Origin of the sequence: Agriterribacter sp., from assembly GCF_035497235.1 — a bacterium.
Lineage (GTDB): Bacteria > Bacteroidota > Bacteroidia > Chitinophagales > Chitinophagaceae > Agriterribacter.
In genome coordinates this window covers 39,831-53,068 of sequence record NZ_DATJEB010000040.1, presented here as the reverse complement: position 1 = coordinate 53,068, position 13,238 = coordinate 39,831, and the positions used below count along the sequence as shown (strand labels likewise).

The 13,238-nt window shown below is 40.9% G+C and carries 13 protein-coding genes; 9 read left to right on the top strand and 4 right to left on the bottom strand.

Going from position 1 to position 13,238, the window contains the following annotated elements:
- The coding region (locus VL121_RS14520; protein WP_325406546.1) for an RHS repeat-associated core domain-containing protein at positions 1-1,918 on the top strand (1,918 nt) is incomplete at its 5' end.
- Positions 1,915-2,442, top strand: coding sequence for a hypothetical protein (locus tag VL121_RS14515; protein ID WP_325406544.1), 528 nt, complete (start codon positions 1,915-1,917; stop codon positions 2,440-2,442). The genes VL121_RS14520 and VL121_RS14515, both read left to right, overlap by 4 nt.
- Positions 2,443-2,763: 321 nt before the next feature.
- On the opposite strand, the gene VL121_RS14510 is transcribed toward VL121_RS14515, so the two are convergent.
- A complete protein-coding gene (locus VL121_RS14510; protein WP_325406542.1) occupies positions 2,764-3,285 on the bottom strand; it encodes an REP-associated tyrosine transposase in 522 nt (173 codons plus the stop codon).
- A 358-nt stretch (positions 3,286-3,643) separates the two neighbouring features.
- Between VL121_RS14510 and VL121_RS14505 the strand changes: the two genes are divergently transcribed.
- The 3 genes from VL121_RS14505 (at position 3,644) to VL121_RS14495 (ending at position 5,102) form a co-directional block, all read left to right on the top strand.
- A complete protein-coding gene (locus VL121_RS14505) occupies positions 3,644-4,192 on the top strand; it encodes an REP-associated tyrosine transposase (protein ID WP_325406540.1) in 549 nt (182 codons plus the stop codon).
- A 320-nt stretch (positions 4,193-4,512) separates the two neighbouring features.
- The gene (locus VL121_RS14500; RefSeq protein ID WP_325406538.1) at positions 4,513-4,815 is read left to right on the top strand and encodes a DUF4160 domain-containing protein; all 303 of its coding nucleotides are present in this window, start codon (positions 4,513-4,515) and stop codon (positions 4,813-4,815) included.
- Positions 4,816-4,820: 5 nt separating this feature from the next.
- Positions 4,821-5,102 (top strand): DUF7710 domain-containing protein, encoded by a 282-nt coding sequence (locus tag VL121_RS14495; protein WP_325406536.1) that lies wholly within the window; start codon positions 4,821-4,823, stop codon positions 5,100-5,102.
- A 134-nt stretch (positions 5,103-5,236) separates the two neighbouring features.
- On the opposite strand, the gene VL121_RS14490 is transcribed toward VL121_RS14495, so the two are convergent.
- From VL121_RS14490 to VL121_RS14480, 3 genes are all read right to left on the bottom strand, one after another.
- Complete coding sequence (locus VL121_RS14490) at positions 5,237-5,542, bottom strand: helix-turn-helix domain-containing protein (protein WP_325406534.1); 306 nt, start codon at positions 5,540-5,542, stop codon at positions 5,237-5,239.
- A gap of 294 nt (positions 5,543-5,836) precedes the next feature.
- A complete protein-coding gene (locus VL121_RS14485; protein WP_325406532.1) occupies positions 5,837-6,544 on the bottom strand; it encodes a response regulator in 708 nt (235 codons plus the stop codon).
- 3 nt (positions 6,545-6,547) lie between these two features.
- Positions 6,548-7,618 (bottom strand): sensor histidine kinase, encoded by a 1,071-nt coding sequence (locus VL121_RS14480; protein ID WP_325406530.1) that lies wholly within the window; start codon positions 7,616-7,618, stop codon positions 6,548-6,550.
- Positions 7,619-7,754: 136 nt separating this feature from the next.
- Here VL121_RS14480 and VL121_RS14475 point away from each other — a divergent pair, with 136 nt between their 5' ends.
- The 4 genes from VL121_RS14475 to kdpA all read left to right on the top strand — a co-directional run bounded on the left by VL121_RS14475 (position 7,755) and on the right by kdpA (position 13,235).
- The gene (locus VL121_RS14475) at positions 7,755-9,722 is read left to right on the top strand and encodes a KUP/HAK/KT family potassium transporter (protein WP_325406528.1); all 1,968 of its coding nucleotides are present in this window, start codon (positions 7,755-7,757) and stop codon (positions 9,720-9,722) included.
- An 8-nt stretch (positions 9,723-9,730) separates the two neighbouring features.
- Positions 9,731-11,077, top strand: coding sequence for a sigma-54-dependent transcriptional regulator (locus tag VL121_RS14470; RefSeq protein WP_325406526.1), 1,347 nt, complete (start codon positions 9,731-9,733; stop codon positions 11,075-11,077).
- Positions 11,078-11,434: 357 nt separating this feature from the next.
- Positions 11,435-11,515 carry a K(+)-transporting ATPase subunit F gene (kdpF, locus tag VL121_RS14465; RefSeq protein WP_325406550.1) on the top strand — a complete coding sequence of 27 codons (81 nt, stop codon included), beginning with the start codon at positions 11,435-11,437 and terminating at the stop codon, positions 11,513-11,515.
- Positions 11,516-11,519: 4 nt separating this feature from the next.
- Positions 11,520-13,235, top strand: a complete 1,716-nt coding sequence (gene kdpA, locus VL121_RS14460) for a potassium-transporting ATPase subunit KdpA (protein WP_325406524.1) — start codon at positions 11,520-11,522, stop codon at positions 13,233-13,235.
- Positions 13,236-13,238: the final 3 nt, after the last annotated feature.

The following is a 13,238-nucleotide window of genomic DNA, read 5'->3' as shown; positions in this document are numbered from 1 at the left end:
TGGTTTGTTGGACATTTTTACCTGGGTTGTTTTGTTTAAAACAACCGCTTATTATCCTACAAAAACAACTGCTCTTTACTTCTTTTTACAGGGGGTCAATTTAAGCCGGTATCAGGGGGTCATTTTAAAATGGCAGACCGGAGTCACTTTGATTTGGCGAACGGGGGTCAATTTGAGTGGATTTTCCACTGGTTTTACCTACGACTATTTTATAAAAGACCATTTGGGTAATGTTCGCATGGTATTGACCGAAGAACAAAAAGACGACCAGTACCCTGCCGCTACCATGGAAACAGCTAACCGCACCAATGAAGAAAAATATTACAGCGGACTTTCTTCCAGTGAAACTGCCAAACCTCCGGGTTTTGACAGCGATGCCGGCAATGAAACAGTAGCCAAACTTAATTACAGCGATCCTGCAAGGCGAATAGGTCCCAATGCATTGATCAAGGTAATGGCCACCGATAAAATTGATCTTGCGGTGTATGCCTATTACAGGAGCGTGGGACAAAACAATAGCAACAACAGTGTTGCTGCCGATATGATAACAGCGCTGATCTCTGCTTTTGGCGGCAGTTCTGCAAGCCTTGACCCAACAGGCAAGTATACCATTGCCCAGCGCAATGCCAGCAGCTTTACAAGCAGCGCTTATAGTGGCATCAATGATTTAAAGAACGGTGACCCTAATCTCAACAGCGGTAAGCCCAAAGCTTACCTGAACTGGATCCTCTTTGATGAACAGTTCAAGATGGTAAACTCCAGCAGCGGCACCCGGCAGGTGAATATGAATGCAGATGTTGCGGCAATCTCGCCTATGGCACAAGGTGGCATCATTATGAATGCAAATGGTTATCTTTACGTATACTTGTCCAACGAAAGTCCGATGGACGTGTTCTTTGATAATTTGCAGGTTACCCATACCAGGGGACCGATATTGGAGGAGACGCATTATTATCCGTTCGGACTTACTATGGCGGGGATAAGCTCCAAGGCGCTGAATAATGCACCGGTTAATAAATATGGTATTACCGGAAAAGAAATACAGAATAAAGAATTTAGTGACGGAAGCGGGTTGGAACTATATGACTTCAGTGCAAGAACTTATGATCAGCAAATAGGAAGGTTTTTACAAATAGATCCTAATTCATTTAATTATTATGCATGGACACCTTATAATTATTGTGCAAATAATCCTATTGCGATAATGGATCCAACGGGAATGGATTGGTATACAGATAAAAACGGAATGTATCAATACGACCCAAACATCACTAAAGATTCTAAATTAAAGGAAGGTGAAACCTATGTTGGTGTTACACATCAAATAAAAGACAAAAAGGGAAATATCACTGAAGATTATCGAAAAGATGGGAGTATAATGTATGCAAAAGAGTCAAGTGCATACACTCGAATTATAGAACGAAGTGAGCAGACAGGTAATGAATCAATGGCTGCTTTGACGGACAATGGCACTCTTGTTCTGCCAGATTACAAAAACGATAAATCTACAGTTGATTTAACGGATTACGGATACAGTACCAAGAATGGCAATATAGTAGATGCTTCAGGAAAGGAATATAACACTACGGCTACGGTTCATACCCACCCTGATGGTAGCGGCCCCAGTACCTATACAGCGAATGGGTATGGTGATCTTGGATTTGCTGCTTATTCAACTCCTAACAAACCTGTATTTGTTATTCAAATGCAAGGTGGCAAAAATGACCCTATTAGTTTTATTATAGCGGCACCTAATCCGACACGAAAGGCTGCTAATTTTAATTTTCAAACTTTTCCAGTTACACGACAAATACCTTCTCTAAATGCTCAAAGCATTCAAAATTTATCTAATTCTGTAAACCTCAAACAGTTTGTAAAACAGAATAAGGATAACATAATACAACTATTAAGAAAATGAAAAGGCAATTTATTTTTTTCGTTTTAGTTATTCTTTTTAACTCTTGTAAACAAACATCAGAAGTTCCTGTTTGCAATGTCATAGAGCCCCGCGCTAATATAAAGTCGTTGTTAGATTCTTTTGTAATGGTCAATGGACAAAACAATGCTGAGTATGGAATATATATTGACAAAACTTCCCCGCACGATTATGATTTAATTTTATACACAGGGAATGAACCTCTTACAAAAGAAGAAGATCGGTTAAATAATCAGTACCCCGTCAATAAGGTGCGAACTTCCAATATTGAGTTTAAAGTGTATTCAGGTGTAGAGCACTATTTTCAGAATACATGCGATGACAAGGTGAGAAAGAAATCTGTTCCTCAAAAGGTATTAGAAAAGAATGACTACGTAATTTGGGTTGTTAAGGATAGTGCCGGCATACTTACTACTTATAAAACTTTTGGTGCATATCCTTTTATTGCTTTGCCTAAGAAAATCCCAGATAGTTTAAAATTTAATTTACCAGATAGTATATTCTGATACAAAAGCCCAGCGCCTGGCTTATCTATTTTACAATGCTGCAATATTTTTTTGTAGGTAATCTTTGAAACGTTTTTTGGATACAAAAGTTTCTATGAGCTTCAGCAGGATGGTTTTTTCTTCCTTGTCCAGCTCATTAATAAGCTGCAGTTCCCGCCGTTGTTGGTGTTCGTGAGCAGGTATGAGGGAGGCGTCACCAACAACAAGAGGTGATATTTGATTCGAGAGTGATATGAAGAAGCAGGAGTTGCATTAAAGCAGATTGTTATCCCGCTGGTGAAAACACCAGGCGGGGGCGGTGAATTTAGTAGAAACGAATTGTTATGTCAAATAATGAGAAAGCATATTGAAATGGTCAATACCTTTTTCATAGAATAAAGCAGAAGAGTAATAATATTCTTCAGGAAAATTGCAAAGCCCGGCCTTAACAGGATTATAATGTATGTACTCTAATTTTTGAACGAAAACAGATTCAGAACGCAATTCGATACTCAGCGGTTTTCGTTTCCATACCTGGTATTCACGATCGGCTTTATTTACCCTGCATTGTTCAATTAAAGGATTCTTATCATCGGTATAGGCAAACTTTAGTTGTTGTGCAGTAAATTTCATAAAACTCAGTTGAATGGATTTGAGGGTATGACCGGGAAGGGGTTGCCAAATGAGGTGAATATGGTTATTCATAATAACAAAGGCATTCAACTCAATTCTTTTATACTGAACGAGGAAGTGAAGGCTACCGGCAATAATATTTTTATATTTATCTTCATGTAGTAGTGGTAGCCAATTGTGTATGGAAGCCGTGAAGAACTGTGGAAATTCTGTTGGCCAAGGAGGGTTCATGCAACTAATATAGGGAAAATTTATTGGCTGATGCTGATTACTCGCTGGCGACAATACCAGGCGGACGGTGTAAAGAATAGAGAGCGGGAACACCAACAAAGGCAAAATATTTCCTTCAGGTTCTGAAGAAAGAATGAAATACGAAGCAATTTTTATTTACTCCTTTGATATTATATGTTCCTTAATACTGTTTTGGATGGTATACAAATTGATGAATATGACACTACATGTTAAATAGATATCCCCATATAGCACAAACATATGAGCCCCAATTCAGGCGCAAGCGTCCCGCTTGTGTCATTAAATCCTGTTACGTAATTAATTTCCAGAAGTCGGCTAATAATTTTTACATTTAATAATGAGTCGTAAATATAAGTTTGGCGATAATGATAAACTTTATTTTATCAGTTTTGCCGTAGTATATTGGATTGATTTATTTATCCGGAATGAGTATAAGGAGGTAATGCTGGAGAGTTGGCGGTTTTGCCAGCGGGAAAAAGATTTAGAAATATATGGTTGGTGTATAATGACAAGCCATGTACACATGATTGTAGGTAGTAAAGGCAGAGCATTGGATAAAATTATTGGCGAAATGAAGAGTTATACATCAAGAAGTTTAAGGAAGGCTATAACCCAACATTCTGGCGAAAGCCGCAGGGAATGGATGTTATGGATGATGAGACGTGCGGGAATTAAGAATGGCAATAATAATGACTGGCAGTTATGGCAACAGCATAATAAGCCATTAGAAATATTAAATATCGAAATGTTTTATCAAAAACTTGAATACATTCATATGAACCCGGTAGAGGCAGGATTTATAGAGAAAGCAGAGGATTATATTTATAGCAGTGCGAGGGATTTTTATGGCAAGAAAGGATTGATTGAATTGTGCTACGTTGTATAAGTGGCACAAGCGAGACGCTTGCGCCTGGGTGGGCTATCCACTCAGTCTCCGAGCTATAACGATTATACTGATGAAGAAAAATCAGAAATACTTAGGAATTTATCTGCTCAAGGGCCAGGTGATGGCGATAAAGGCAAGAAAAAGAGCGCTGAAGATGTTTTGCTAACGAAATCTGGTAATGCCCCCCCTCAAGGTCTTCGAATTTTCATGGACCAGCAAGCAAAGAAGAGTGGAATGAGAATCCATTAAATGCTGCTATTACTATTTCAGACCCTGGGGCTAGCACAGGGGACAAAGTTTTGGCAACCATTAGTGCTGGAATGGCAACAACGAGAGGGACAAAGCAAGGAGGTAAAATAACTGAACCTACATTGCCTGCTAAAACTATAGAGTCCGTTGATGGCATAGATATAGTGCATTATACAAGAAGTGGAGATCATGGCCCTGCACACGTTCATGTAAAGGGTGGTGGGGCAGAAACAAAAATAGGACAAAACGGAAAGCCAATTAAGGGTTCTCCAGAACTGACTTCTAAACAAGCCCAAGTCGTTCAAGACTTAAAGCCAGAAATAAGAAAATCTATAAGACAAATTATGAAATGGGTTAGTTATAGTAAACAATAAATAAAATGGACAACTCTCTTCAATCGGTTTGGATATTTAATGGTCAAGGCGGCAGATTTCCTGGTAGTGTTTTTATTGACAAGAGTGTAGCTGAAGATTGGATTCGAAAGCATAAACTAACAGGAGTGCTGACATTATATCCTTTAAATGAAGGAGCATATGATTGGGCTATAAGGAAAGGATACTTTACGCCATCAAAAGAGAAAGAAAAGCTACCGGATTTTATAGGATCTTTTTCATCTGCTGGTCAAGAACATTATCACTATTTAGACGGGGAATTAGATTAAGATTTGTTGTGTATGTAGGGCGGGTAATGCGGGAGGCATACCAACCTGTCCGACAGGTCATCCGGGCGGGCAACAGGAGCGATAGCAAAATACTATACACATATAAAAGCCCGGCGCTGCCGGGCTTTTATATTTTACGCGTACGCTTTTCTTGCTTTAGCATCTCGTATGTAGGTATCAATCAAATCAAAGAGTGTTTTCTTTTTATCGTCTTCGAGGTGTTCCAGCTCCTGGAATCGCTTCAATGTTTTTTTATCAAAGCCGTTCAGTAAACCTTCGCCAACCAGGTAATCCATAGATACCTCAAAAGCATCTGCGATTTTTTTTGCAGCATCAATAGAAGGCACGGCTTCACCGCGTTCATACTTACCGATCATCACCCGGCTCACGCCGCTGTTATCTGCCAGTTGCGCCTGGCTCCAGTCTTTTGTCTTTCTCAAATCAGCAATGATTTTTCGTCCCGCCGGGGTCTTCACCGGATGGATAAGAAGTGCTGAGTGAGACCCCGGCAAAATTGGATAAGTGCTTTGTTTGTGTGTATGTATTTCAAATTTTCGTATCGCCAAGGATCTCATGTCCATGCACACATGGAATACGGATAGCAGGAAATGGCAGGTGAGGCCATCGGCGAACGCGGTAAAATTAACGTATGAACTATCCTCGCTGAAGCCTAACAGTTGCTATGCTATCTCTAAAAACAAGATTGAACTTTCACGGGTTAGATAAAATCTTTTCTAACCGGATATATTTTTACTGTCTGTGTTACTGATAAACCGGTAACCAACCCCGGATTCTGTAAGCAGGTACTCAGGCCTGTTGGGGTCATTTTCTATTTTCTTCCTTATCTGGGCTACATATACCCTGAGATACTGGGATTGATTAATAAATCCCGGTCCCCAAATTGCACGCAGTAAATAATGATGGGTTAACACCTTTCCATCATTCCTTGCAAATAGTGCCAGCAAGCTGTATTCCGTTGTAGTCAACTTTATCAATTCACCTTTTTTCTTTACCGTTCTTGAATATAAATCAATTTGTAAATCTCCGGAATTAATGATAGGCTCATTCTCATCCAAAAGAGAACTTCTTAAACCGGATCTTATTCTTGCCAGAAGTTCACCTGTGCGGAAAGGCTTTGAAAGATAGTCGTTAGCCCCGCTGTCCAATGCTTTGATAATGATCTCTTCACTATTTTGTACGGAAAGAATGATGATGGGGTTAGTATACCATTGTCTTAATTCCTGCAACACCTCAAGACCATCCTTATCAGGTAAAACCAGGTCAAGAATGATTAAATCAGGGGGATGATTTGATGCTGTTATAATTCCTTCTTTGGCTGTTGCCGCTTCTGAAACAGCATAATTATTGGATCTTAAAGTAATTTCCAGAAGCTTCCGGATTTGTTCCTCATCGTCAATGATCAGTATTTCTGCCTTGCTCATTTGTTAAACTTTTAAATAAGATGTTTCACATGGGATTACGATACTAAACCTCGATCCGCCCGTTGAAATATTTTCCAGGCTTACGTTTCCTTTCAATGCTTCCGCAAATCCTTTAACAATAGATAACCCCAGTCCTGTACCGCCTGCTTTTGAATGTTTAAGCCGGTAAAATTTATCAAAAACATTTTCTATTTCTTCCTCCGGAAATCCATCGCCATTGTCTTCAATAACAAGCTGTAAAATATCAGCATAGTTAATTGCAGAAATATTAATGTTGCTGTCCGGCCTGGTATAAAGCCGGGCATTGTTAAGCAAATTATAGATAATCTGTTCCACCATTACTTTATCGGTTTTAACAAGCGGAATATTGGGATTGATGTTAATGGTAATTTTTTGAGTGACCTTATTTTCTTCCATTTTTTTTACTGTACCGTAAACAAGTTCATTTATATCGCACCAGTTTTTCCTGGGTTTGATAAACCCTGATTCCAGCCTGGACATGTTCAGTAAGTTCTCTACTTGCTGGTTTAGCCTCAACGATGCTTTGGCGATTTCAGTAACCAACTGATCTTTATTTTCTTTAGTCAGGTTATCATTATTTGCCTGTATATTATCTGTTGCAGCAATTATGGTGGCTATGGGTGTTCTGAGTTCATGAGACAGGGAATTCAATAAAGTGTCATAAAGTTTCAGGGTGTTTACCTTTTCTTCCTTTTTTCCTGAAGCTTTTTCAACCTGGCGGATTTTGTAAGTAAGCACAGCGCTAACCATTGCAATCACGAAATACATAACCAGGAGAATCGCGTCTTCTGCGGCATCAACATGAAAGTTGAAACGGGGAGGAATAAAAAAGAAATCCCATATAGCCGCGCTTATCATAGCGGAAACCAGCACAGGCAATATATCAAAAGAAACGGCAATGAGGGAAACCGTTAGCAGCAATATAAAAGCAACAACCCGGTATCCCATATAAGCCGAAACGCCATAACAACCCAGTGAAACAAACAGAATAAGCAGTAAGCTGATTATATACTGCTTTTGTTTGCTTGCCTGCCTAGTAAATAAACCAGCCATCTTAATAAAATTATAGAACAAATAAAGAAAAGAAGATGCGTATAAAGATTTTATAAAGATTTCTCCAAATAAGGATATTTTGTAAGACTTTGCAAGTTACTCCTCTACTTTTGCCTCCCCAATTTATTTCATTGATATGTCTTTACACAATAAAGTATCCTTTGCGGGACTTCTTATTGCATTAGGAATTATTTACGGCGATATTGGAACCTCGCCCTTATACGTTTTAAATGCAATTACGAGTGGCAAAACCATTACCGGTGAGCTTGTTACCGGCGCCTTATCTTTAATCATCTGGACGTTAACCCTTCAAACAACGATCAAGTACGTAATTTTAACCCTTAACGCCGATAACCGTGGGGAAGGTGGTATTTTTTCTCTGTTTGCATTGGTGAGAAGGCGGAGAAAATGGCTGGTTATTGCAGCAATGATAGGTGGCGCTGCACTGCTCGCCGATGGAATGATTACGCCTCCTATTTCTGTAACTTCTGCTGTAGAGGGATTGAAACAAATCCCTGTTCTTTCCACCATTACGCAATCAACAATTGTTTACATTGTAATAAGTATTCTTACCGTTCTTTTTTTTATACAGCAATTTGGAACGGCTTTTATAGGCAGGTTTTTTGGTCCTGTAATGTTCTGCTGGTTCATTATGCTTGCCGTACTGGGTATTATTCATCTTTCAGATGATATCGGGGTACTTAAGGCATTTAATCCTTATTATGGCATTAAACTCCTGGTCAGTTATCCCCGGGGCTTTTATATACTGGGCGGTGTTTTTTTATGCACCACCGGAGCCGAAGCCCTTTATTCCGACCTGGGGCATTGCGGAAAATGGAATATAAGATACTCCTGGGTTTTTGTAAAAACCTGTTTAATCATGAATTATTTAGGGCAGGGCGCATGGCTGTTAAGTAATTACCGGGGCCGGTCCATAACTGCCGAAATGATAAATGCGGGCTTTAACCCTTTCTATGGTCTTATGCCGCATTGGTTTCTTTACTTTGGTATTGCCATTGCTACCGCTGCAGCTATTATTGCCAGTCAGGCCCTGATCTCAGGTTCATTTACATTGATAAGTGAAGCCATGCGGTTAAACTTATGGCCCAAGTTGCGAATACATTATCCGACTGAAGCAAGAGGGCAGTTATTCATTCCCGCCATAAATGGTCTGCTCTATGCAGGCTGTATAGGCATTGTACTTTATTTTCAAAAAGCGGCTAATATGGAAGCGGCTTACGGGTTGGCGATCACCTTGTGTATGATCGCCACTTCTATACTTTTTGCAAATTACCTGGTACTCCGCAGAGTAAAAAGGCTGCTCATCTATGTTTATTTAAGTGTGTTTTTAACAATAGAATTAAGTTTTCTTTTTGCCAATATCCAAAAGTTCCCGCATGGAGGATATGTTGCCCTTGTTGTGGGAGGTTTACTGTTTTTGGTAATGTTTACCTGGTTCAAAGCCCGGAAGATAAAAAACCGGTATGTGGAATTTGTAAGGCTTGAACAGTATATTCCCATGATGCAGGAATTAAGCAATGATCGTTCAGTTCCCAAATATGCAACGCACCTGGTGTACCTGACGAGTGCCGATAATGTTAATGAGATCGAACACAAGATCATCTATTCGATTCTTAACAGAAGTCCCAAACGCGCCGATATTTACTGGTTTGTACATATAGATACCATGGATGATCCCTATACATGTGAATACAAAGTAGCGCATATTATTCCTAATGATATTATCCGCATTGATTTTAAATTGGGATTCAGGGTTGCTCCCCGGATCAACCTGATGTTTAGAAAAGTGGTGGAAGACCTGGTTGTCAATAAGGAGGTAAACATTGCTACGCGTTATGAGCGCGTGGCCCGCAGCAATACCGTTGGAGATTTTCAGTTTATGGTCATGGAAAAATATATGAGCCAGGATAACGAACTTCCGTTTATGGAGCGATTGATTATGAAAATGTATTTTTGGTTAAAAAATATCAGTCTTTCTGAAGAAAGGGGATTTGGGCTTGATCCGGGTAATGTTATTGTAGAAAAATTTCCGTTAATTGTAGGGCCTGTAACCAGGCTCAGCCTCAAACGCGTAAAAGATTAAACCAGGGTATGACAGGTAACATTCTGATTGTTGATGATGAAGACCAGTTGCGTAAACTGCTCGCCAGGATTATTTCCCTTGAAGGCTTTAAGGTACTTCAGACGGCTACTTTAAAAGCCGCAAACGAGGTATTAATGAGCCAGGAAGTAGATGTGATTTTGTGTGATGTAAGGTTGCCTGATGGCAACGGGGTTGATTTTGTAAAAGCGGTAAAGCATAAATATCCATCGGTTGAAATCATCTTACTGACGGCATATGGAAACATCGCAGATGGTGTGCAGGCCATCAAGAACGGGGCATTTGATTATATCACCAAGGGTGATGATAACAATCGTATCGTCCCGCTGCTTTACCAGGCAGTGGACAAATCGCTGCTGCAACAAAAGTCTTCAGTTACAATAAGCAATACATCCCCATGTGATTTTGGATCCATTATCGGCGAAAGTACCGCCATTAAAATGGCAGTGCAGTTGGCCCGCAAAATTGCAGGCAGTGATGCCACGGTTTTATTGCTGGGAGAGACAGGAACGGGAAAAGAAGTATTTGCCAATGCCATTCACCAGAACAGTAAAAGGAAAAATAATTCACTCGTAGCTATTAATTGCAGCGCTTTTAATAAAGAGTTGCTGGAGGGAGAGTTATTTGGGCATAAAGCCGGTGCTTACACCGGTGCTGTTAAAGATAAAAAGGGCCTCATTGAAGTTGCCGATGGAGGCACCTTATTCCTTGATGAAATCGGGGAGTTACATATTGACTTGCAGGCCAAATTGCTGAGGTTTTTAGAGAATGGTGAGTTTATCAAACTGGGAGATACAAAGATTTCAAAAGCTAACGTACGGATAATAGCTGCTACCAACCGCAACCTCAAAAATGATGTCACCGAAGGACATTTCCGCGAAGACCTCTATTACAGGTTAAATGTGTTTATAATCGAAATACCATCGCTACGGGAAAGAACCGAAGATATTCCTTTACTCATTCATTATTTTTTAGCCCGTATTGCCGAAAAAGAAAATACGCCGCTGATCCGGGCCGGTAAAGAAGCGCTGCAACTGCTGCAACAGTACTCGTGGAAAGGAAATATCAGGGAACTGAAGAATGTGCTGACAAGGGCAGTGATCCTGGTTGATGGACTTGAAATACTTCCGGAACATTTGCCTTATGAAATTCAGCAACAAAGTCAAACCACGCTACCCGGTTTATCATTGGCAGCAGTGGAAAAACAACATATTCAGAAAATACTACAGTATACCAATGGCAATAAAGCCAGGGCTGCAAAACTCCTGGAAATAGGCCTGGCTACGCTCTATCGCAAAATGGAGGAATATGCCATTGCTCCGGGTCTGTCAAAATGATAATGCACCTTCTCAAAATGAGAAGGTTTTGTTTTCTCCTCCTCACTATCTAAAAAGCAGGATAACCGCAATGCCTTGTCCCCGCTGCCTTTCAGGCGGTGAGGGATAAGCCGGGTTTTCCGGTATGCCGTTTGGTTTTCTCCCCTTACATGGAAAGGAAAAAAAACATCCCGGACACCATCGCCATCATAATGATCTGGCTTATCGCACTGGCCCTGGTATACCTGGTTGTTATGAAAACGTATTTATTCAACTAAACCTGTACTATATGCTATCAGTAATTCTTATTGCCTCCGGGCTTATCTGTTTCTGGCTATTTTTTAAATCTATTGACTGGTTCGAAAAAATTTAACCGTTATGATGACCGCATTATTCATTTTATCAATCGCCGTTTTTGGCTACCTCGTTTACGTTTTGATTAAACCCGAAAAATTCTGATTCTATGACAGGTGAAATTACAGGTATAATCCTCATGTTCCTTCTCACAGTGCTGCTCGCTTACCCGCTGGGAAAATACATCGCAAAAGTTTTTAAAGGCGAAAAGACCATTACTGATTTTATGAACCCTGCAGAGCGTTTCTTGTTCAGGATCTGTGGGATCAATCCAGCGGAAGGCATGAACTGGAAACAATTCCTGAAAGCTATGCTCACCATTAATATGCTGTGGCTGGTCTATGCATTTTTTATGCTTCTTTTCCAGGATAAGCTACCGCTGAACCCTGACGGAAACACGGGGCAAACACCCGACCTGGCTTTTAATACAGCAATCAGTTTCCTGGTAAACTGTAACCTGCAACATTATTCTGGTGAATCGGGGTTAACGTATCTGACCCAATTGCTCGTAATCACTTTTTTGCAGTTTGTGAGTGCTGCCACCGGTATTGCATCTCTTGTTGCCGTCTTTAATGGCCTAAGAGAAAAAACAACACAGAACCTGGGCAACTTCTGGAGCATATTTACAAAGACCATTACACGGATATTATTACCGCTGTGTCTCATCGGTGCCATGCTGCTTGCATTCAATGGCACACCCGCCAGCTATGATGGAAAAGACAGCCTCACTACCTTGCAAGGCGACAGCGTTCAGGTGTCAAGAGGGCCTGCCGCCGGCATGATTGCCATCAAACATATTGGCACCAACGGCGGCGGATGGTTTGGAGCTAACTCGGCACATCCCCTCGAGAATCCAAATTACTTCACCAATATGCTGGAAATGATCATGCAAATGATCATACCCATCGCGATGATCTTTGCGCTTGGTTTTTATATTAAACGCCGCAAGCTCGCGGGCGTCATCTTTGGCGTAATGACCATCGGGATGTTATGCCTGCTTATTCCTACTATTGTATCGGAGATCAATGGCAACCCGGCTATTGAAAAAATGGGTGTGTTGCAGGCAACAGGCGCTATGGAGGGAAAGGAAGTAAGATTTGGCCCTGCAGCATCGGCTTACTGGAGCACAATGACTACCATCATCTCAACCGGGTCTGTTAATTCCATGCACGACAGTGCTATGCCGGTATCGGGATTAATGCAGATGCTGGGCATGATGATCAATGCATTTTATGGTGGTTGCGGGGTAGGATTGCTGAACTATCTTATTTATGTCATCCTCGCCGTATTTATTTCAGGGCTCATGGTAGGGCGAACGCCCGAATTCATGGGGCATAAAGTGGAAGCAAGAGAGGTGAAAATAGCCGCGCTGGTTACTTTATTATCTGCCTTTCTCATCAAGGGATTTACAGCCCTGGCAGCTTATATGGTAGCGCATCATCCCGAAACAGGATGGGCCGTTCAGCCCGGCAACTGGCTGAACAATCCATCATATCATGGCTTTTCTGAAATGCTTTATGAAAATACTTCTGCCAACGCCAATAACGGAAGCGGGTTCGAGGGCCTGGGCGATAATAATATTTTCTGGAATGTAACTACCGGCTTTGTGCTGATACTGGCAAGGTTTCTTCCCATCATCGGGCCTGTGGCTATCATTGGATTATTGGCCAACAAAAAATTCATCCCTGAATCCCCCGGCACTTTGAAGACAGATTCCTGGACTTTCGGCATGATGACGTTTGCAGTGATAATCGTGATCAATGCCTTATCCTTTTTTCCCGCGCTTGCACTGGGCCCGATAGCAGAATACTTTTCTTTAAAATAACCG

Bases quoted from the DNA above. Each gene is read 5' to 3' on its own strand.
- VL121_RS14515 (WP_325406544.1), top strand. From the start codon at position 1,915: ATGAAAAGGCAATTTATTTTTTTCGTTTTAGTTATTCTTTTTAACTCT.
- VL121_RS14510 (WP_325406542.1), bottom strand. From the start codon at position 3,285: ATGAACCCTCCTTGGCCAACAGAATTTCCACAGTTCTTCACGGCTTCC.
- VL121_RS14505 (WP_325406540.1), top strand. From the start codon at position 3,644: ATGAGTCGTAAATATAAGTTTGGCGATAATGATAAACTTTATTTTATC.
- VL121_RS14500 (WP_325406538.1), top strand. From the start codon at position 4,513: ATGGCAACAACGAGAGGGACAAAGCAAGGAGGTAAAATAACTGAACCT.
- VL121_RS14495 (WP_325406536.1), top strand. From the start codon at position 4,821: ATGGACAACTCTCTTCAATCGGTTTGGATATTTAATGGTCAAGGCGGC.
- VL121_RS14485 (WP_325406532.1), bottom strand. From the start codon at position 6,544: ATGAGCAAGGCAGAAATACTGATCATTGACGATGAGGAACAAATCCGG.
- VL121_RS14480 (WP_325406530.1), bottom strand. From the start codon at position 7,618: ATGGCTGGTTTATTTACTAGGCAGGCAAGCAAACAAAAGCAGTATATA.
- VL121_RS14475 (WP_325406528.1), top strand. From the start codon at position 7,755: ATGTCTTTACACAATAAAGTATCCTTTGCGGGACTTCTTATTGCATTA.
- VL121_RS14470 (WP_325406526.1), top strand. From the start codon at position 9,731: ATGACAGGTAACATTCTGATTGTTGATGATGAAGACCAGTTGCGTAAA.
- kdpF (WP_325406550.1), top strand. From the start codon at position 11,435: ATGATGACCGCATTATTCATTTTATCAATCGCCGTTTTTGGCTACCTC.
- kdpA (WP_325406524.1), top strand. From the start codon at position 11,520: ATGACAGGTGAAATTACAGGTATAATCCTCATGTTCCTTCTCACAGTG.